Source organism: Cyanobium gracile UHCC 0139 (assembly GCF_034931325.1).
Taxonomy (GTDB): domain Bacteria; phylum Cyanobacteriota; class Cyanobacteriia; order PCC-6307; family Cyanobiaceae; genus Cyanobium; species Cyanobium gracile_B.
Window position 1 is genome coordinate 186,632 of record NZ_JAYGHX010000006.1, and the last position, 19,599, is coordinate 206,230.

Sequence of the window (19,599 nt, forward strand, 5' to 3'; positions counted from 1 at the left end):
CCCTGCCACGCCCCATCCCGCCATGCACCCCCTGCCGCTGCATCTCGGCCCGGGCAGTGACCTGCGCGCCAGCCTCGAGCAGCTGGCGATCGAAGCCGGCGCCTCCGGGTTCGTGCTCGGCGTGGTGGGTGACCTTTCCCAGGCGGCCTTCCAGTGCCCGGGCCTGGAGGAACCCACCGTGCTGCAGGGCCACCTGGAGATCATCACCCTGCAGGGCACCGTGGCGCCCCAGGGGGTGCACCTGCACCTGAGCCTCTCCGACGGTGACTGCCAGGTGTGGGGCGGACACCTTGAGCACGGCAGCCTGGTGCTCCGGGGCGCCGACCTGCTGGTGGGTTTCCTTCCGGTGGCCGGAGCGCCCCAGGATCCGCCGTCGGCCGCTGAGGCCCTGCCGGCTGCAGCGGCCCGGCCCACCGCCCCCGCGGCTCCGGCCCACCCCAGGGTGGAGATCGCCGTGCGCAGCGGCTGCCCCTATTCGGCCCGGGCCCTGCGCATGCTGCGCACCCTCGGCATCCCCCATGTGGTGCAGCTCGCCGATGACGAGCAGGCGCGGGCGGCCGTCGCTGGGCGCAGTGGCCTGGCCTCCATGCCCCAGGTGTTCATCGATGGCCAGCCCATCGGCGGCTACGACGCCCTGGCCGATCGGCACGGCCGCGGCGAGCTCGACCACCTGCGCTGAGACCTCCCCCATCCGCCCTAAGGTCGACGGAGGAGAAGCGACTCGTCATGGCTGCCCGCCTCGCCATCGGCCCGGTGGACGTGAGTCCGGATGTGCGGGAGTGGGTGGATGCCGAGACCCTGCAGCGTCTGGTGGCCCGACACCGCAGGGGCGACTGGGGCGTGGTGGATGCCCGCGACGCCCGCGACAACACCATCGCTGCCTACCGTCAGCAAGGGTCGCTGCGCAGCGTTTTCGATCTTGGCCGGGGACTCCAGGTGTGGATCCTGACCCATGACCTGGGCACCGATCGGCTGCATACCCTGGTGTTGTTGCCCAGCGATGAGTGACCCACGGGCGCAAGGACAGTCATGGCCGGATTTTTCCGCCGCGCCGGTGGCCTTGCCTTCACAATTTCTTTCGTCAGCCTGTGTTGCCTCCCCTCTGGACGTTGCGGCCGGATGTAGTACAAGGGTTCATAGGTCGTGGGAAGAATGGTGACGATCGAGCTCCCACAGCCCAGGCGCCAGTCCCTCCCGTCTGGTGAAGGGCGCTCCTCCGCTGCGGGCTGGTCTCCGGCCGATGAGCTGGCCGCGCTCGAAACCGTCTGGGCCAGTCTCTGCGAGGACGCGGCGAGCCCCGCACCTTCCCTTCAGCTGCCGATCATTTCCCGCTCCAGCCTCAACCGTGACCGGGACCGGCGTTCCCTGCGCCAACTCCAACGTCGCCGTAGCGATTCGGGCCGGATTGCCTCCTGAGGAGGTTTTGCCTTTGGCAATCTTTTTCTTTCGCAATCTTTCGGGCTGAAGGTGTAAACCTTCGTGGTGAAGGAATGTATGGATCCTTCCCCAGGCACTGAGCGCTGTAACGATTCGGCCTGATTTCCCGGGAATCCGCTGAGAATCGCAGCTTGACATCGTCGGCGGGCACGGCCTTCCGGGGAACCACCTTCTGTGCGCCCGCACCGGTTCCTGCCTGAATCCGCCAGGTGGGCCGCCCGCGGCGATGCTCCTCCCTCTGCCCTTTGCCCTGTTTCCACCATGGCCCTGGTCCAAGCCCCGTCCCTTGGTATTGAGCGTTTCGCGGATGACCGCAACAAGGAGAACTGGTCAAAAGCCTCCCAGCAGGATCGCGACGCCATCATCCGCCTGGTGTATCAGCAGGTGCTGGGCCAGCAGTATGTGATGCAGAGCGAGCGCCTCGCCGGTGCCGAATCCCTGTTCCGCAACGGTTACCTCACCGTGCAGGAATTCGTGCGTACTCTTGCCAGGAGCGGTCTGTACCGCTCCCGCTTCTTCGAGAACTGCAATCCCTATCGCTTCATCGAACTCAACCACAAGCATCTCCTCGGCCGGGCTCCCCATAACAAGGCCGAAATGCTGCACCACTTCACGATCCTGCAGGAGCAGGGCTACGACGCCGAGATCGATTCCTACATCGACAGCCCCGAGTACCAGGAGCGCTTCGGTTCCGACGTGGTGCCCTATCTTCACGGCTGGGACTACTCCGCCGGCCACCAGGGGCAGCAGTTCTCCTGGTTGATGCAGCTGGCCGGCGGGGCGGCGGCGTCCGTGAAGGGCGACAGCGCCGGCACCCGCTTCAAACTCGGTCGGGCCCTGCATCAGGATCGGGCCGTGACGGTGACGGTCCTCCGTCCCCGCTTCAGCGGTGAATCCTTCTTCCAGGCGAATCTGGCCCAGGGCGGTGCCAGCGTCGATGGTCCGATCTCCCGCAGCGGCCAGAGCACCGATCCCGGTCGCGGTCACCGGGAGGAGGCCCTGGTGGTGTCGGCCGGCGTGCGTGGCACCAGCTCCCCCAGTGGCCGGGTGGCCACCATCACCGCCACCGGGCTGGTGAACAACGCCGTGGTGCGCAGCGGTTCCTACGTGATGCGGGTGCCCTACAGCCGCATGAACGAGGCCCTGCAGCGGGTGCAGCGTCTCGGTGGCCGGGTGGTCCGCGTCAGCGTCAACTGAGCTGACGTACCGGGGGGGTCAGGGCCGCAGGTCCACCCCCCGTCGGGCCAGCAGCTGGCGGCAGGCCATCAGGGCGGAAAGGCTCACCCCCGCAGTTCCCTCGCCGGGGTGGATGGCATCGCCGCACAGCCACAGCCCCGCCAGGGGGGTGCGGCTGGCCAGGCCGAAGGGCCCGAAGCGACTGGGGTGCTGCCCCAGGCCCCCCACGTAGCCCCAGGGCCTGCCGGTCCAGCCGGCGAAGCCCCGGGGGGTGGCCAGCTCGCCGTGCAGCCAGTCGGCGGTTCCCACCCCCAGCAGTCGCTCCAGGCCGCTCTGGATGGCGGCCATCGCCCGCTGCTTATGGGCCTGATAGGCGGCCTCCTCGCCGCCGAACCAGGGACGGGCCGGGGTGAACACGCTGGCGATCACCGTGGCGCGGCCGGCGGGCGCCCGGCCATCCCCCTCCTGGCTGACCGAAACGAACAGGGAGCCGGGGTCATCGGCCTCCAGCTGCAGGTGGCTGGGGCACCCCGGCGGCAGCCTGTCCCGCTCGACGGCTCCGTAGAACACCAGGGCGCCGCTGGGTTCGCCCAGGGCCGCGAGCCGTCGGCGAAAACCGCTGGGCAGGTCATCCCCCAGCAAAGCCGGCAGGGTCTGGGGGGGCAGGCTGATGACCACCTCAGGGGCGCTCAGATGGAACGCCTCCCCCCGGTGGCGCCTGTCCCCGGGAGGTCCCCCGGCGCGCCGGCCCGTGATCCGCCAGTCGCCCCCGGTCTGCTCCGGCGGCTGCAGCCGCTCCACCCGGTGCCGCAGCCGCAGCCGACCGCCGTGCCCCGCGATGGCGTTCTCCAGGGCTTCGCTGAGGGCCTGCATCGATCCCTCCAGGTGCCAGAGACCAAGTGGTTCCTGCACCATCGCCAGCACGGTGGCCCCGTAGAGGGCGGCGGTGCGATCCGCCGGTTCCTGGGAGTAGAGCCTCAGCTGAAGATCGAGGAAGCGCCGCAGCCGCCTGTCCGTGCCGCAGCCGGTCAGCCACAGCAGGTCGGCGATGGTGGAGGTGGTGAGCAGGCCACTGGCCAGATTCCCTGCCCCCAGGGCCCCCAGCAGTTGGCCCAGGTCCCACCAGGAACGCGGCGGCAGCACCGGATCCCGCGATGCGAAGGCCCAGTTGGCCCGGTGAAGGGCGTCGCAGAGGGCCCAGAATCGTTCACTGCCGGGGAATTGCCGCAACCGTTCCCGCCGCCAGCGCTGCGGATCACGCCAGATCGACACCGGCTCGCGGCCGTCGTCCAGATCCACCACGCAGCCCGGATCCAGGGGCACGGCCGCCGGCGGTTCCACCCCCAGATGGCGGAACAGACGGGCATGGATGCCGGCCGGGGTGCCGTCGCCCTGCTCCAGCCCAGCCACCTGGGTGGCCCCCACGTCGAACACATAGGGACCGCGACGGAAGGTGCCGGCGCAGCCGCCACTCTGGTGATGGGCTTCGAGCAGCTCCACCTGCAGCCCCTGTTTCGCCAGCAGGGCCGTCGCCGTCAGGCCGGCGATGCCGGCGCCCACCACCACCACATCGGCCCGGGCCCTGTCGCTGGGATTCAAGGCTGCACCGAAGGCTCAGAAGGGATGTTGGCAGGCTGGGGCTCGGGGCCGTGGGTCCCCATTGCCGGCCGGGCCACCGCAGGGTTTGTGCCCATGGTGGGCGCCGCACGGCCGTCCCGGATGCAGGTCGGCAGCAGATCTGCGGCCCCTCAACTGTGAGCCGGTCAGGTGCCTGGAGAGTGGCAGCACGTCCTGTGGACCTCCGCCATGGCTGTGGCTTGTCTTCTGATATCTCGGCATCGCTCACGCGATGCATGGATGTTGCTCAACCGCTGCAGAAATGCACAACACAATTGTTCTTTGTCCGAAGTCATCTGCCGCATTGACTGAATGGAATCTGTGACAACTTGAGCATTGCCTATAGCGTTCGCTCGACGCCCTGTACCCCGGAATCATGACGATGATGCGACATTCTTCTGTATGTGGCACCTTTAATGGTGCTCTGTTCAACGCCGCTCCAGCCAGGTTGCTGCTCGCAGCCGCTGTTGGCACGGTCTTCGCTGCCGCCCTGTCAGCCACTCCCGCCAAGGCCGCTGCCATCACCACCTGCGGGATCGCCTCCGACCTGTCGGTCGGCGACAAGATCATCTCCAACATCATCTGCAGTGGCGTTGGTGCGGATACGGAGATTCGCTTTGATGCGGCAGGTCTGATTTACGATTTTGGAACAACGATCAGTCCGCCGACACAGTACGGGTCCATCGCCTACACCATTGCGATTGCCGATCCTCTGGCCTTTGAGTTCCAGGCCGTAGGCCTGGGTGCCGGTTGCGCCTTCCCCGAGCTGGGTGGGTGCACAGTGACGAAGAACGTCAATTGGGGCGGCGGTTCCACATCACTGGTGGCCATCAACGGCGTTCCTCCAGCCACCTATTTGTTTGCGCCCGGCGTTTCGATGCTCAACATCGAGGACGTGTTCTTTGCCGAGGGTCAAACGGTCGTCTCCGTTGTCAACAACTCCTTCATCCAGAGGGCGAGGCAGGCACCGCCGGACTCCGTACCCGGACCTCTCCCGGTCCTGGGCGCCGCAGCCGCCTTCGGCTTCAGCCGCAAGCTCAGGGCACGGATCAGAAAGCCAGCTGCGGTGGCCTGAGGTCCTTGCCTCCCTTCGCCGTTCCGTCCTTGCCGCCAGGCAGGGACGTTTTTTTTGGCTCCCCCTGTCGGTCGCGATCGGTCCGTTGGGACAGGCTGGCGCGAGTCATCGCATGGCCCCATGCCTCTCCCTGATTCCTTTGCCGCCTGGCTGGCCGAACGGCTCGGAACGGAGCTGGTGGGCCGTGCCCCGGTCGGCGGCGGCTGTATCCACAGCGCCTGGCGTCTGGATCTGGCCGATGGCCGCCGGCTGTTCGCCAAGACCAACGGGGCCGCTTCCCTGCCGATCCTGGAGGCCGAGGCCGAGGGGTTGCGGGCCCTGGCGGCGGCAGCGGGGGAGGCGGGCCCACGGGTGCCTGTGCCCCTGGCCTGTGGCTTGGCCGGATCATCGGCTGTGCTGGTGCTCCCCTGGCTCGATCTGGCGCAGGGACGTTCCGCAGCCCATGGGCCACTGTGGCGCCGCCTGGGTGCAGCGCTGGCTGAACTGCACCGCCACAGCCTCACCCGCACCTGCGTGGCGGAGGATCGGCCCGGGGAGGCCTTCGGCTGGCCCCGGGACAACGTCATCGGCTCCTTCCCGCAGCGCAATGGCTGGGAGGAGGACTGGGCCCGGTTCTTCGTGGAACGACGGCTGGCCCCCCAGCTGGAGCATCTGGCCAGCGGTGGCCACCCCCTGCGGCGGGCGGCCCCGCTGCTGGAGCACACAGGCCAGTGGCTGGGCGCGCACCGCCCTGCGCCCTGCCTGGTCCACGGTGATCTCTGGAGCGGTAACGCCGCCATCACCCGTGATGGCCAGGGGGTGATCTTCGATCCGGCGGTCCACCGGGGCGATCGGGAGGTGGACCTGGCGATGGCGCGCCTGTTCGGCGGCTTCCCTGAGGCGTTCTTCGAGGGGTACCAGAACACCTGGCCTCTGCCGTCAGGGCACAGGTCGCGGCGCGAGCTCTACAACCTGTACCACCTGCTTAACCACGCCAACCTCTTCGGCGGCAGCTACGTGGGTCAGAGCCAGGCCTGCCTCGATGCCCTGCTGGACCTGGGCGAGGGGGAGGGGTGGGGGTGAAACGGTGCCCGGGGACGTCGCCACGCCCCCGGAGTTGCTGAGGGTCCAGCCGCTCAGCTGAGGTATTCCTTGCGCAGGGACTGGAGCTTCGCCATGACGGCGGAGCGCTTCTCTCCGGTGGTCAGGTTCTGCCAGCTCCAGTTGCCCACCACCACCAGGCCGAGCAGTTCCAGCAGGCCCGGGACGATCGGCAGCAGATTGATGGTGTCGAGCACACCCTTGATCAGGATCTGGGCCACGATCACGGCCAGCAGCACGCCGGAGGCCTTGCCGATCCGGCCCACCTGGCTCCAGTCGACCTTGTCGAGGGTTTCGTTGACCTTGCCGATCACGTCGCTGTAGCGCTCGCTGAAATCCACGTCGGCGGCGCTGGTGGTGGTGGTGTCGTCCTGCATGGTCTCCTTCACCTCGGTCGTGCTGTCGATCATGGAAGGAGAGGTCTCCTGACGGAATGATGCATAACGTACCGGTGTGAACCATCAGACGCCAGAGGAGCTGGGCCTCGGTCGGCAGGCGCTGACGGTGCTGGAGGCCGTCCTGCTCGCGGTCGCCCCCGAGGAGGGCTGCGCCCTGCTGCTGGGTCGGCGCGACCCCTGGCGCGTCGAACAGGTCTGGCCCTGTCTCAACGTCTGGGAGCCGTCGCCGGAGCGCCGCCGCCGCTTTGCCCTCGATCCCCGCGAGCAGCTGCAGGCGCAGAAATGGGCGAGGGCCCGGGGGCTCACGGTCCTGGGCTCGGCCCACAGCCACCCGCTTTCGATGCCCGTGCCCTCGGCGCTGGATCTTTCGCTGGCCTTTGCCCCCACCCTGATGCTGATCCTGGGGCAGGACGAGGGCCCCGCCAGGTCGGCGGACACAGGGGGTGAGCCGCGTTCACTGGCCTGCTGGTGGCTGCCGGAGCACGGGCCTCCCCGGCCGCTGGCGTGGAGAATGGACGATTCGAGCGACGTGGGCCTTCGCTGCCATGCTTCCTCCCGACACCAGCGCCGTCCAGCTGAGCCCCGATGAGGTGGTGCGCTTCTCCCGCCACCTGATCCTGCCGGAGATCGGCATGGAGGGGCAGAAGCGGCTCAAGGCAGCCTCGGTGCTCTGCGTCGGCACCGGCGGCCTCGGCTCGCCCCTGCTCCTGTATCTGGCCGCCGCCGGTGTCGGCCGCCTGGGCATCGTCGACTTCGACGTGGTGGACCACAGCAACCTGCAGCGCCAGGTGATCCACGGCACCAGCTGGGTGGGCAAGCCCAAGATCGAATCCGCCAAAGCCCGGATCCACGAGATCAACCCCCATTGCCAGGTGGATCTCTACGAAACGGCGCTCACCAGTGAGAACGCCCTCGAGATCATCACCCCCTACGACATCGTCTGCGACGGCACCGACAACTTTCCCACCCGCTACCTGGTCAACGACGCCTGCGTCCTGCTGAACAAGCCGAACGTCTACGGCTCCATCTTCCGTTTCGAGGGTCAGGCCACGGTGTTCAACTACCAGGGTGGCCCCAACTACCGGGACCTCTTCCCCGAACCGCCGCCGCCGGGGATGGTCCCCTCCTGCGCTGAAGGCGGTGTGGTGGGGGTGCTGCCAGGGATCATCGGCGTGATCCAGGCCACCGAGGCGGTCAAACTGATCACCGGCATCGGCACCAGCCTCAGCGGCCGCCTGCTGCTGTTCGATGCCCTCAAGATGAGCTTCCGGGAGCTGAAGCTGCGCCCCAATCCGGAGCGTCCCGTGATCGAGGGGCTGATCGACTATCAGGAGTTCTGCGGTGTGGGTGGCTCGGCCCCCGGCCAGGAGGAGGCGGGCAGCGTGGCCAGCATCAGCGTGGGCGAGCTGAAGACGCTGCTCGATGGCCCCCAGGACGACCTGCTCCTGCTCGATGTGCGCAATCCCCCGGAAGCGGAGATCGCGGTGATCCCCGGCGCCCTGCTGGTGCCCCTCGACCGCATTGAAAGCGGCGAGGCCATCGAGGAGGTGCGGCGACTGGCCAGTGGCAAGCGCCTCTACGTCCACTGCAAGCTGGGGGGACGTTCCGCCAAGGCTCTGATCGCCCTCGGCCGCCACGGCATCGAGGGGGTCAACGTGGAGGGCGGCATCGACGCCTGGAGCCAGGAGGTGGATCCTGACGTTCCGCGCTACTGAGTCCTCCTCCCTGGCCAGGCAGCGGTGGCGGGAGCGCCGTCGCCAGGAAGCCCGGCGCCTGATCGGCCTGGAGAAGCGGTTCCTGCCGCTCCTGCTGACGGCCCTGCTGCCGATCCTGGTGATGCCCATCACGGCCACGCGGGGATTGCCGGGTCAGGTCCTTCTGGCACTGGTTTTCAATCTGCTGATCCTGCAGTCGATCCTCACCCTGCCCGTGATCGGTGTGGTGTCCTACGCCCGGCTGCGCCAGGAGGGCTTCCGCTGGATCGGGGTGGTGGGCGGTCTCGGACTCTGGTTGCCGGTGCTCACCGGGACCTGGCACGGCGGTCTGTTCCGGGTCGCGGAGATGGTGCTCCTGAGCCTGTTCTTCCTGGCCACCTCGATGCGTCTTGTGGGCCTGCTGGCCCGGGTGCCCCGCGTCAATGGCCAGGTGATGGCCGGGGCCGCGGCCGGCTATCTGCACCTGGGGCTCACCGGCGGCGTGCTGGCCACCGCCACCCAGGTGCTCGTGCCCGGCAGCTTCAACCTCGGGGCGTCGGCCAGCCACCAGTTGCTGCTCGACCGGCTCACCTACTTCAGCTTCGTCACCATCGCCGGTGTCGGCTATGGCGACGTGTTGCCGGCGAATGCGGTGGGGGAGCGCTTCGTGATCCTGCTCAGTGTCGCCAGCACCCTCTATGTGGCCTTGCTGGTGGGCCTGTTGCTGGGGCGCTTCATCGCCTCGGAAGAGGTGGTGATGCTGGAGGACGATGTGCTGGGTCTCGACCGGGTCGATGGGCCCAGGAACCCCTGACCGGCAGGTTCAGTAGTCGACGCCGCGCTTGAGATCGACGCCCCGTTCGGCGTAGTGCTTGTGGCACACCATCTCCGAGTGGACGCTGGCGAGGTCGAAGTAGGCGGGACGGCTCTTGCAGCGGCCGGTGATGATCACCTCGGTCTCGGTGGGCTTGCGCAGCAGGGTCTGGACGATCGGCTCCACCGGCAGCAGCTCCAGATCCACGGTGGGGTTGAGTTCGTCGAGGATCACGGTCTTGTAGAGGCCGCTGGCGATCGCGGCCCGGGCGATCTCCCAGGCCCGTTCCGCCTCCACGTAGTCGATCGGCTGCTGCTGGCCGCGCCAGACGATGGCGTCGCGGCCCGAGCGCAGGTGATCCACCAGATGGGGGTAGCTCTCCCGCAGGGCGGCGATCGCCGCGTCCTCGGTGTAGCCCGCCCCGCCCTTGAGCCACTGCAGGATCAGCACCCGGTGGCTCTTGTCCTGGCTGATGCCCCGGCCGATGGCCTGCAGCCCCTTGCCCAGGGCGCTGGTGGATTTCCCCTTGCCTTCCCCGGTGTAGATCTCCAGACCCTCCAGACCCTGCTGGGGGCCGCTGTGGGCCCGCATCTCCGAGTGCAGATCGGCCAGCTGCACCAGCTGGCGCGGGGCCCCCCGGCCCGTGCAGATGATCTCCATCCCCGCCGGCTTGGTGGCCAGGGTGCGCACCACCTCCTCGGTGTCGAGCAGGCCCAGGTCGAGCACGGGGTTGAGTTCGTCGAGCACCACCACCGAATAGAGGTTGCTGGCGATCGCCCCCTTGGCGATGTCCCAGCCCCGCTGGGCCTCCTGGTGGTCGAAGCGGGTGGCCTCCTCGGCGCTGAAGTGGTCGCCGCGGCCGGTGCGCACCTGGTCGATCAGATGGGGGAAGCCCTGCTGCAGGGCCTCGATGGCACTGTCCTCGTCGTAGGCGCGGCCGGGCCCCTTGAGGAATCGCAGCAGCAGCACGCGGGTGCGCTTCTGCTCGCAGATGCCCAGCCCGATGGTGCGCAGCACCACCCCCAGGGCCGCCTGGCTCTTGCCCTTCCCCTCCCCGTCGTAGACGTGCAGCTGCCCATGGGCGCGCTCATCGCTGCCGGCGGCGGTGCGGATGCCGATGCCTCGCCCGGTGCCGCGCTGCGGGGTCTGGGTGCTGCGGGCGGCGGGGGTCATCGGCGGGCGGCGGGGGGGTGCATCGGCTGGCGGACCTGGCCCGGATGCTATCGAGCCTTGCCAGGATCGACGCCATGCCCGCCATCCGCCGCCTCAGCCTGCTCGAAGCCCTGCCGGCCCCGCTGGAGCGGGGCCTGGAGGCCCTCTGCCGCCAGCTCGACGCCTTTCCCCAGGTGGTGGTGGCCTACTCCGGCGGTGTCGACAGCGCCCTGGTGGCCGCCCTGGCCGGCGACCGGCTGGGGGAGCGGGCCCTGGCGGTCACGGGCGTCTCACCGGCCCTGGCGCCCCATCTGCGCCGGGAGGCCAGCGACCAGGCCCGCTGGCTGGGCCTGCGCCACCGGGAGGTGCCCACCGCGGAGCTGGCCGACCCCGCCTACACCAGCAACCCCGAGGATCGCTGCTACGCCTGCAAGCGGGAGCTGCATCGGCTGCTGGCCCCGATCGCCGCCGCCGCCCGGGGCGCCCAGGTCCTGGATGGCGTCAACCGCGACGACCTGGGCGATCACCGGCCCGGGATCCGCGCTGCCCGGGAGTTCGGGGTGCGCTCACCGCTGGCGGAGGCCGGCATCGACAAGGCGGGGGTGCGCCAGCTCTCCCGGGCCCTCGGCCTGCCCTGGTGGGACAAGCCGTCCCAGCCCTGTCTCGCCTCCCGCTTTCCCTACGGCGAACCGATCAGCGCCACGCGCCTGGCCCGGGTGGCCGCCGCCGAGGACTGGTTGCGCCAGCGCGGCTTTCCCGAGCTGCGGGTGCGCAGCCAGGGCGAGACCGCCCGCATCGAGATTCCCGCGGCCGGATTGACGGCGGCGCTGGAGCGACTGGCCCAGGGTGAGCTGCGCCCCGAGCTGGTGGGGGCGTTCAGGGCGATGGGATTCAGCGCCGTGGCCCTCGACCTCGAGGGGCTGGTGAGCGGCAAGCTCAACCGCGCCCTGGCATCGGAGCCGCATTGAAGGCATGCAGAAAAACCACCGGGGAGAGGGTCCCCGGCGGCTGGTGGTGGCTCACCGGCGCTCAGGCGCTGGCGAGGTGGGGCTCCCTCTGACTGTCGACCAGGGCCTCGGGCGTCTCGCGGCGGAAGCTGGTGAGCTTGTGGCGGCCGGCCCCCAGCTCCTCCCACAGCACCTGGCAGGCCCTCTCTGGCATGGTGTGGTCACCGCAGGTGAACACGTCCACGGCTGCATAGCCCGATTCGGGCCAGGTGTGAATGGAGATGTGGGATTCCGCCAGCAGGGCCAGCCCCGTGACGCCCTGGGGTTCGAAGCGGTGGGTGATCAGGTTGAGCAGGGTCGCACCGGCACGTCTGGCTGCTGTCGTGATGGTGTCCCTGAGGAAAGCTTCGTCATCGAGCCGTGCGCAGTCGCAGTCGTAGAGCTCGAGGATGCAGTGTTTCCCTACCGCGTCGGTGATGTCGCCAGGGGCGGAGACGGGGCGTGCAATCGGGTGGGTCGGGGAGGCGGCTGGCTTCCATCCCGGGTTGGGATGCAGGCTGGAAAGGGTCTGGTTCATCGAATCCTGTCAAACAGGCCTCACCATACGTGCCGGAGCGCGGAACCGAGGTTCGCCAGGCTGCCTGCGGCAGCAGGGAGTTCGGGCCTCAGGCCACCAGCGCACCGCTGCGCAGTTCCACCACCTGGCTGCGGGCCCGCCAGCCCGTGCTGAAGGCCTCCAGGTGGGTGGCGCTCACCAGGCACTGGTGGCCGTCCCCCACCGCCTCGAGCAGCAACTGCTGGCGCCCCGGGTCGAGTTCGGCCAGCACGTCGTCGAGCAGCAGCAGCGGCGGCTGACCCACCACCTGGCCCACCAGCTCCAGTTCCCCCAGCTTCAGGGCCAGCACCAGGGTGCGCTGCTGGCCGGCGGAGCCGTAGCGCCGCGCGGCCTGGCCGCCGATCAGCAGGGCCACCTCGTCCCGGTGTGGACCCACCTGGCACTGGCCCAGCCGCTCCTCCTCGGGCCGCTGCTGACGCAGCTGCTCCTCCAGGGCCTGGCGCCAGGGGCCCTCCTCGTCGCTGGCCTCGGCCAGCACGGTGCCGCTGATGTAGTCGAGCCGGAGCGGTTCGCCGGCCCCGCCGATGCGCTGCTGCCAGGCCGCCGCCAGCGGCTCCAGGCGCCGCAGGGCCCGCTGGCGGCGGCGGTGCAGGCGGGCGCCGACCAGGGCCATCTGCTGATCGAAGGCCTCCAGCAGCTCCTGTCGCGTTCCGGCGCCCAGGCCGCGGCGCAGCAGCTGGCTGCGCTGCCGCAGCAGCCGCCCATAGCGGCTCAGCAGGGCGCCGTAGACCGGCTCCAGCTGCAGCACCACCCGGTCCAGCCACTGGCGCCGCAGGGCGGGCTCTCCCCGCACCAGGTCGAGGTCGAGGGCGCTGAAGCCAACGCAGCGCAGGGGGCCGATCAGGTCGAGCTGCCGCTCCAGCCGCTTGCCGTTGCGGAAGGCCTGGCGTCCGCCGCTGCGCCGCAGCTCCAGCTGCAGGCTGTCCGCCTCATCGGTGAGGGCCCCCAGCCGGCTCCAGGGGTGGCCGTGGCCGATCAGATCCCGGTCGACGCTGCAGCGGTGGGAGCGCAGGCTGGTGAGCAGTTCCACCCCCTCCAGCAGGTTCGACTTGCCCTGGCCGTTGCTGCCGATGACGAGCAGTCGGGGCGCCTCCAGCGTCAGCTGCAGGCCGTCGATGTTGCGGAAATGCCGGAGGTCCAGGCGGTGCAGCCGGATGGTTCTGGGGCGGTCAGCCGCTAAGGTACCCCCATCGGCGGCCAAGGTCCCCCAGGGGGCTGGAAGCACCGTGGCAGGGCATGTAGCTCAGTTGGATAGAGCGTCAGATTCCGGTTCTGAATGTCGGGGGTTCGAGTCCCTCCATGCTCGTCAGCCCAGTCAATCCTCTCGGCCGCTCCGCAGGTCGAGACCCATCGCCCGGATTCCTCCGGGATCGACCACGAACCCGGCCCGGGTGAGAGCCGTCACCGCTTCGGGCGGTGCGGACAGGGAGATGCTGCAGCCGCTCAGTTCCCGCCGCAGGCGGGCCAGAGCGGTCTGCACCAGGGCGCCGATGACCTCATCCCGCCAGGGGTCGGCCGGATCGGCCACCAGGTCCCAGAGGTTGGCATTGAGGGCCTGGTCACTGGTGGCGCGCACGAAGCCCACCAGCTGGCCGCTGGGGTTGAGCACCACCAGATGCCAGGTGCTGCGGGCCAGCACCCGCTGCCAGCGCTCCGGGCTGCGGGGGCCATCCCCGCAGGCCACCAGCAGGTGGTTGAGGCCGGCCGGGTCGGGGTCGTGCTGCTGCAGCAGGGCGTAGCCCTCCCGCAGGCGTGGAGTCGGCGGCTGGCTGCGGAAGGGGATCAACAGAGAGTCCAGGGAATCAGCCCGTGTTGCGCATGCCGGCGGCGATGCCGTTGATGGTGAGCAGGGCGCCGCGCAGAAGCTCGCTGCGGCTGTAGGTGCGGCCATCGCCGCCGCCTCCAGAGCCGTCGCCGGGCCCTTCGCTCATCGGCGGTTGCCGTTTCTGCTCTCGCAGCCGGCGCAGCAGCGCCACCTGCAGGTAACCGAGGGGGATGATCGTGCGGTTGCGCAGGTCGACCGACAGCTGCAGGGCGGGGTCGCCGTCGAGGAGCCGGCTGTGGTTGCTGATGCGCAGCACCAGGGAATGGGTGAGGGCGAACTCGCTGGCGATCGCCTCGAAGATCTGCGCGAACACCTCCCGGTTCTGGGGGCGTCCCAGGGCGGTCACGTAATGGCCGGCCAGCTCCAGGTCGACCTTGGAGAGGGTCATCTCCACCTTGGAGATCAGCATGCGGAAGAAGGGCCAGCGCTGGTAGAGCAGCTGCAGCAGCTCCATCTGCTCGCCGTCGGCATCGAGCTCGGCCTGCAGGGCCGTCCCCACGCCGTACCAGCTGGGCAGCAGGAAGCGGCTCTGGGTCCAGCCGAACACCCAGGGGATGGCCCGCAGGCTGGAGAGATCCTTGGCGCCGCTCTTGCGCCGTGCCGGCCGGCTGGAGATCTGCAGCTTGCTGATTTCCTCGATCGGTGTCACCTGCTGGAAGAAGGCCACCAGGTCGGGGTTGTCGTGCACCAGGGCCCGGTAGTGGTCGCGGGAGCGGGCCGCCAGCCGCTCCATCAGCACGTTCCAGGTGGGGGTGTCGTCCACCGGGGTGCTGACCATGCTGTTCTGGAGCACGGCGGTGGTGACGGTCTCCAGGTTGTAGAGGGCCAGTTCCGGCAGGGAGTACTTGGAGGCCAGCACTTCCCCCTGCTCGGTGATCTTGATGCGCCCCTTGAGGGTGCCGCTGGGCTGGGCCAGGATCGCCTGGTAGGCGGGGCCGCCGCCCCGGCCCACCGAGCCGCCGCGGCCATGGAAGATGCGCAGGGCGACATCGTGGGCATCGGCCAGCGACTGCAGGGCGATCTGGGCCCGGTGGATTTCCCAGTTGCTGGAGAGGAAGCCGGAATCCTTGTTGCTGTCGGAGTAGCCCAGCATCACCTCCTGGAGGGGCTGCTCGCCGTCGCTGTTGCTGATCAGCAGCTGACGGTAGAAGGGATCGGCGAACAGGCGTCCCATCACGGCCGGGGCCCCCTGCAGGTCCTCGACCGTTTCGAACAGGGGGATCACCAGCAGGGCCGACTTCTGGGCCATCGGATCCACCAGCCCCGCCTCCTTGGCCAGCAGCACCACCTCCAGCAGGTCCGACACCGTGTGACTCATGGAGATCACGTAGGTACGGCAGATGCGCCGGCCGAACTCCTGCTGCAGCCGCTGCAGCATCCGGAACACGGCGAAGGTCTCGGCGGTGGAGGCGCTCCAGCGGGCCGCCGGCGGCAGCAGGGGCCGGCGGGTCTTGAGTTCGCTCAGCAGCCACTCCACCCGCTGCTCCTCGTCCATCTCGCCGTAGGGCACCGGCAGCAGCAGGTAGCGGCTGAGCTCGTCGATGGCGTCGCTGTGGCGGGTGCTCTCCTGGCGGATGTCCAGGCTGGCCAGGGAGAACGCGAAGATGTGCACCTGGCTGAGCAGGTCCTGCAGGGCCTCGCAGCTCAGGCCGGTGGCATCGAGGCTTTCCTTGATCAGCTCCAGGTCGGTGCGGAATTCTTCCACCGAGGCGTAGTGCAGCTCCTGGGGGGGGGCGGGCTCCATCAGGCTGCTCAGTCCGGCCTCGTAGCCGGAGGAGCCATCGCAGGGGGATTCCCAGCCCGCCTCGGCCAGCTGCTGGTTGCGCTGCTGGGTGAGGCGCAGCCGCTCGAGGGTGTAGCTCAGCTTCAGCCGGTAGGGCTCGAGCCGGTAGCGGGCGGCGCGTTCCTCGTAGATCTCCGGAAAGCGCAGCCGGTCCATCTCCAGGGATTCCAGCAGGGCGGGGCTCACCTGGCTCCACTGCATGGAGATGCTGAGCTGGTCACGCAGGACCGACACCGCCTGGATGTAGCGGGCCAGCATCAGCTGCCGCTGGAAGCAGGCCGTGCGCCAGGTCACGTCCGGGGTGACCGAGGGGTTGCCGTCCCGGTCGGATCCCACCCAGGAGCCGAAGGTGCAGAAGGCGTCGCGGGGGGGCTGCACATCGGGGTAGCTGGCCGCCAGGGCGGCGCGGATGCGCTGGCGCAGCTGGGGCAGGGCGTCGAACAGCACCTGCTGGAAGTAGTGGAGGGCGTAGTCGACCTCATCGATCACCGACGGCTTGAACTGGTGCAGTTCGTCGGTGCGCCACCACAGCCGGATCTCCTCCTCAAGCTGCTGGCGCAGCCGGTCGTTGTCGTCCGGGTTGCCCTGGCCGTTCACTTGGAGCTTCTGGATCAGGGCCGCCACCCGCCGCTGCTTGTGGCGCACGGTGTGGCGCACGATCTCGGTGGGGTGGGCGGTGAACACCAGCCGGATGTCCAGTTCCCGCAGCAGGCCCTCCAGCTGGCCCGGCGGCACGTTCAGAGCCCGCAGGCGCTCGAACAGCTGGCGGAAGGTGGCCGGATCGCTCTGGCTGGCCAGGGGCGGCAGGAACGGGTCGTTGCTGGCGGGGGCGGGGGCCCGCTTGATGCTCTCGAGGTAGCTGTCCTCCTCGATGTGCTGCTCGAGGATGTTGACCAGCTGGAAGTAGAGGGAGAAGGCCCGGGCCGCGGCGATGCCCTCGGCCAGGTCCATGGCCTTGATCAGGGCGACGATGCCGTCGGTGTCGACGGCGGAGGGGGCCTCCGGATCGAGGCCCGGCGCCACCGGACCGCTCAGTTCCTTGAGCCGCAGCAGCCGCTCCACCTGTTCGGGTGGGCATTCACTGCGCAGCACTGTCTGCCAGAGATCCTCCACCAGCTCCAGCCGCTCGGTGAGCAGTCGGATCACCCCGGGTGAGGCCTCGGCGGGAACGACCGAAGGCTCGGTCAGGAGTAGCCGCATGGGGGCGGTGGGCGCGGGGGTGCTGTTCATGATCCTCCAGGAACCTGCGCTGCTTCTGTCGCCAGCCATGCGTCCAGGGCCCTCTCCCGCCGTTCGAGAGCCACGGCCTCGCTGCCGATGATGGCACCGATGCTTTCCCCGCGCCCATGGCGCGCCAGCCATCGCATCGCCTGGTTGCCGCCGGCGAGCAGGTCGTGGAGCGGCGCCAGCCAGCGCGTCAGCCCCAGCTCGGCCGCCAGCGGCGCCATCGCCTCCAGTTCGGCGGCGATCCAGGTGCGGGCCTCTAGGGTCTCGCCGGTGCGCCAGTGCACCAGCCGGGCCTGGAGGCTGGAGCGGGCCGCCGCCCGGTCGTTGGCATCGGCGATGGCCTCCAGCTCGGCGGCCCCGAACCGACTGGTGGCTAGGGGATCCTGGCCGGCTGGATCCTGCAGCAGCAGCTGCAGGCGCAGTTCGGTGAAGGCGGTGACCGCCAGCAGCAGCATCGGGTCGTCGATCAGATCGCAGATGCGGATCTCGAGGCGGTTGAGGCCATGGGGGCGGTCGTCGCCGTTGGGCCGCACCGACGTCCAGAGGTGGCGGACGTTGCGCATCGCCCCGGCGGCCAGCTGCTCCTCCATCCAGTCGATGTAGTGGCGGTGGTCCCGGAACAGGGGCACCAGGGGCGGCGTGATCGGGAACTGCAGCCAGCGCTGGGAGTGGGCCCCGGTGACCTCTCCGTCGAGGAAGGGGGAGCTGGCGCTGAGGGCGAGCAGCAGGGAGGCTTCGCAGCGCAGCAGCCGCAGGCCCGCGAACAGGGCGTCCATCGCCGTCAGGCCCAGGTTGATGTGGACGCTGGCGGTCACCACCCGGGTGCCGTAGGTGGCCTCGATGTAGGCGTGGTAGGGGTTGTCGGGGTCCGAACGCTCGAAGCGGTGGCTGTCCCCCAGGCTCAGGGTGCTGCCGGGCAGCAGGGTGAGCTGGCGGGGCTGGAGCCAGCGGCGCAGGCGACGGCGCGGTTCCAGCAGCAGTTCCAGCTGGGCGGTGTACGAGGCCTCGGGCGGGGTGACGTACTCGAGGTTGCGGTGGTCCGGTTCGGTCATGAACCCCGCCAGTGCGCCGGCCGCATCGGCGGAGCAGCCCACCACCGTGCCGTCGGCCCGGCCGGTGTACATCTCCACTTCGAAGCCCTTCAGCAGCAGCGGGGCGCTCATGGCGTCGCGTCGGCCCCGTCGGCCACGGCCGGCTCCAGGCAGGCGAGGGCCTTGAGCATGCCGCGCGCCTTGTTGCGGGTTTCCTGGTACTCCGCCTCCGGGCGGGAGTCGGCCACGATCCCGGCACCGGCCTGCACCTGCACCCGCCAGCCGCCATCGGGGTGGGGGAGCACCACCATCGTTCGGATCGTGATCGCCGTGTTGAGGGCCCCGGCCAGATCCACCGCCCCGTAGACGCCCGAGTAGGGACCGCGGGCCTCCGGCTCGAGGGCGTGGATGAGCTGCATGGCGCGGATCTTGGGGGCGCCGCTCACGGTGCCCGCCGGGAAGGAAGCCATCAGCAGGTCCCAGATGTCGTGATCCTCGGTCAGCAGCCCCTCCACCTCGCTGACGATGTGCATCACGTGGGAGTACTTCTCGATCACCATCAGTTCGGTGACCTGCACCGTCCCGGCCCGGCAGACCCGCCCCAGGTCGTTGCGGCCCAGATCCACCAGCATCACGTGCTCCGCCCGCTCCTTCGGATCGGCCAGCAGCTCCTCGGCCAGGGCCCCATCCTGTGCGTCATCCGCGCCACGGGGGCGGGTGCCGGCGATGGGCCGCAGGGAGGCCTTCACCCCATCGGCACAGGGCTCCGCCTTCACCATCACTTCGGGGCTGGAGCCGATCAGGTGCCAGTCGCCGAAGTTGAAGAACGCCATGTAAGGCGAGGGGTTGACCATCCGCAGGCTGCGGTACAGATCGAAGGGGTCGTGGGCCACCCTGGCTTCAAACCGCTGGCTCAGCACCAGCTGGAACACGTCGCCGGCGGCGATGTGCTCGGCCGCGGTCGCCACGGCGCCCTGAAACTCGTCCTGGTCGCGGTTGCTGCGGGTGGCCAGCTCGGCGCCGCTCGCCTCGTGCCAGGCCAGCGGTTTGACGAGCGGCGGCAACGGGGCGTGCATGCGGGCCTCGAGGGCCTCGATGCGGGCCGCGGCCCGGTCATAGGCCTCGCCGGGATCGGCTCCTGCGGAAAGGTCCACGTAGGCCACCGCCGTGATCTGGCGCTTCACCTGGTCGAACACCAGCAGGCTGTCGGCCAGCATCCAGCAGCCGTCCGGCGGAGCCCCGGCCGGGGCGTCGTGGACAGGAACGCTGGGCTCGATCCAGCGGATCAGCTCGTAGCCCCAGAAGCCGAACAGCTGGGCCACGGTCGGCAGGCCTTCCACCGGGCCGGGCCGCAGGGGGGCCAGTGCCTCCCGCAGCAGGGTGAAGGGGTTGCCCTGGAGCTGTTCGCTGCGGCCATCGCGCCAACGCCTCTCCCCCTGCTCGCCGCGGCAGGTGAGGGTCCAGAGCGGGTCGCTGACGACGAAGCTCCAGCGGCCCAGCTGCTCACCCCCCTCCACCGATTCCAGCAGCACGCCATGGCTGCCGCCCGCCCCCACCTTCAGCCAGGTGGTCAGGGGGGTCTCCAGGTCGGCGGGCCAGCGCTTCCAGAGGGGCAGGAGATTGACGGCCAAGTCAGCACCTGCCTCCCCACCGGCGATCCGGGCGAGGAAGGCGCTGCGATCAGAACCGGGCATCACGGCGACAGGCAGGCAAAAAAAACGGGGCTC

General features: G+C 69.5%; 18 protein-coding genes and 1 tRNA gene. 10 read left to right on the forward strand and 9 right to left on the reverse strand.

Annotated features, from left to right (window positions below; all coding sequences use genetic code 11):
• Positions 1-22 precede the first annotated feature (22 nt).
• The 3 genes from VB738_RS11430 to VB738_RS11440 all read left to right on the forward strand — a co-directional run bounded on the left by VB738_RS11430 (position 23) and on the right by VB738_RS11440 (position 2,634).
• Positions 23-679, forward strand: a complete 657-nt coding sequence (locus tag VB738_RS11430) for a PCC domain-containing protein (protein ID WP_323305850.1) — start codon at positions 23-25, stop codon at positions 677-679.
• A 47-nt stretch (positions 680-726) separates the two neighbouring features.
• The gene (locus VB738_RS11435) at positions 727-1,008 is read left to right on the forward strand and encodes a hypothetical protein (RefSeq protein WP_323305851.1); all 282 of its coding nucleotides are present in this window, start codon (positions 727-729) and stop codon (positions 1,006-1,008) included.
• A gap of 690 nt (positions 1,009-1,698) precedes the next feature.
• Positions 1,699-2,634, forward strand: a complete 936-nt coding sequence (locus VB738_RS11440; RefSeq protein WP_323305852.1) for a phycobilisome rod-core linker polypeptide — start codon at positions 1,699-1,701, stop codon at positions 2,632-2,634.
• A gap of 18 nt (positions 2,635-2,652) precedes the next feature.
• Here the strand turns inward: VB738_RS11440 and crtD are convergent, their stop codons facing one another.
• Positions 2,653-4,212: a C-3',4' desaturase CrtD gene (gene crtD, locus VB738_RS11445; protein ID WP_323305853.1), complete on the reverse strand. Its 1,560-nt coding sequence runs from the start codon at positions 4,210-4,212 to the stop codon at positions 2,653-2,655.
• Between the two features lie 394 nt (positions 4,213-4,606).
• Here crtD and VB738_RS11450 point away from each other — a divergent pair, with 394 nt between their 5' ends.
• On the forward strand, positions 4,607-5,305 hold the full coding sequence (locus VB738_RS11450) for a hypothetical protein (RefSeq protein WP_323305854.1): 699 nt from the start codon (positions 4,607-4,609) through the stop codon (positions 5,303-5,305).
• A gap of 120 nt (positions 5,306-5,425) precedes the next feature.
• A complete protein-coding gene (locus VB738_RS11455) occupies positions 5,426-6,367 on the forward strand; it encodes a fructosamine kinase family protein (protein WP_323305855.1) in 942 nt (313 codons plus the stop codon).
• Positions 6,368-6,420: 53 nt separating this feature from the next.
• Here the strand turns inward: VB738_RS11455 and VB738_RS11460 are convergent, their stop codons facing one another.
• On the reverse strand, positions 6,421-6,795 hold the full coding sequence (locus VB738_RS11460) for a CAAD domain-containing protein (protein WP_323305856.1): 375 nt from the start codon (positions 6,793-6,795) through the stop codon (positions 6,421-6,423).
• A gap of 43 nt (positions 6,796-6,838) precedes the next feature.
• Between VB738_RS11460 and VB738_RS11465 the strand changes: the two genes are divergently transcribed.
• From VB738_RS11465 to VB738_RS11475, 3 genes are all read left to right on the forward strand, one after another.
• Positions 6,839-7,372 carry a M67 family metallopeptidase gene (locus VB738_RS11465; protein WP_323305857.1) on the forward strand — a complete coding sequence of 178 codons (534 nt, stop codon included), beginning with the start codon at positions 6,839-6,841 and terminating at the stop codon, positions 7,370-7,372.
• The gene (gene moeB, locus VB738_RS11470; RefSeq protein WP_323305858.1) at positions 7,329-8,498 is read left to right on the forward strand and encodes a molybdopterin-synthase adenylyltransferase MoeB; all 1,170 of its coding nucleotides are present in this window, start codon (positions 7,329-7,331) and stop codon (positions 8,496-8,498) included. Before VB738_RS11465 ends, moeB begins: the two co-directional genes overlap by 44 nt.
• A gap of 121 nt (positions 8,499-8,619) precedes the next feature.
• Complete coding sequence (locus tag VB738_RS11475) at positions 8,620-9,291, forward strand: ion channel (protein ID WP_323305859.1); 672 nt, start codon at positions 8,620-8,622, stop codon at positions 9,289-9,291.
• 9 nt (positions 9,292-9,300) lie between these two features.
• Here the strand turns inward: VB738_RS11475 and VB738_RS11480 are convergent, their stop codons facing one another.
• Positions 9,301-10,464, reverse strand: coding sequence for a cob(I)yrinic acid a,c-diamide adenosyltransferase (locus VB738_RS11480; protein ID WP_106221869.1), 1,164 nt, complete (start codon positions 10,462-10,464; stop codon positions 9,301-9,303).
• Between the two features lie 74 nt (positions 10,465-10,538).
• Here VB738_RS11480 and larE point away from each other — a divergent pair, with 74 nt between their 5' ends.
• Positions 10,539-11,411, forward strand: a complete 873-nt coding sequence (gene larE / locus VB738_RS11485; RefSeq protein WP_323305860.1) for an ATP-dependent sacrificial sulfur transferase LarE — start codon at positions 10,539-10,541, stop codon at positions 11,409-11,411.
• A gap of 61 nt (positions 11,412-11,472) precedes the next feature.
• Here larE and speD read toward each other — a convergent pair whose 3' ends face one another.
• Positions 11,473-11,967 carry an adenosylmethionine decarboxylase gene (speD, locus tag VB738_RS11490; protein ID WP_323305861.1) on the reverse strand — a complete coding sequence of 165 codons (495 nt, stop codon included), beginning with the start codon at positions 11,965-11,967 and terminating at the stop codon, positions 11,473-11,475.
• 88 nt (positions 11,968-12,055) lie between these two features.
• Entirely contained in the window at positions 12,056-13,147 is a 1,092-nt protein-coding gene (gene recF, locus VB738_RS11495; protein ID WP_323305889.1) for a DNA replication/repair protein RecF, read from the reverse strand.
• 91 nt (positions 13,148-13,238) lie between these two features.
• Between recF and VB738_RS11500 the strand changes: the two genes are divergently transcribed.
• Positions 13,239-13,312: transfer RNA gene (locus VB738_RS11500), tRNA-Arg, on the forward strand.
• Between the two features lie 9 nt (positions 13,313-13,321).
• Here the strand turns inward: VB738_RS11500 and VB738_RS11505 are convergent.
• From VB738_RS11505 to VB738_RS11520, 4 genes are read right to left on the reverse strand one after another with little or no spacing between them, the layout of a single operon-like run.
• Positions 13,322-13,792: an N-acetyltransferase gene (locus VB738_RS11505; RefSeq protein WP_323305862.1), complete on the reverse strand. Its 471-nt coding sequence runs from the start codon at positions 13,790-13,792 to the stop codon at positions 13,322-13,324.
• 16 nt (positions 13,793-13,808) lie between these two features.
• Positions 13,809-16,814, reverse strand: coding sequence for a phosphoenolpyruvate carboxylase (gene ppc / locus VB738_RS11510; RefSeq protein ID WP_323305890.1), 3,006 nt, complete (start codon positions 16,812-16,814; stop codon positions 13,809-13,811).
• A 26-nt stretch (positions 16,815-16,840) separates the two neighbouring features.
• A complete protein-coding gene (gene gshA / locus VB738_RS11515) occupies positions 16,841-18,004 on the reverse strand; it encodes a glutamate--cysteine ligase (protein ID WP_323305863.1) in 1,164 nt (387 codons plus the stop codon).
• Complete coding sequence (locus VB738_RS11520; RefSeq protein WP_323305864.1) at positions 18,001-19,566, reverse strand: anthranilate synthase component I family protein; 1,566 nt, start codon at positions 19,564-19,566, stop codon at positions 18,001-18,003. The genes gshA and VB738_RS11520 overlap by 4 nt, the downstream gene beginning before the upstream one ends.
• Positions 19,567-19,599 lie beyond the last annotated feature (33 nt).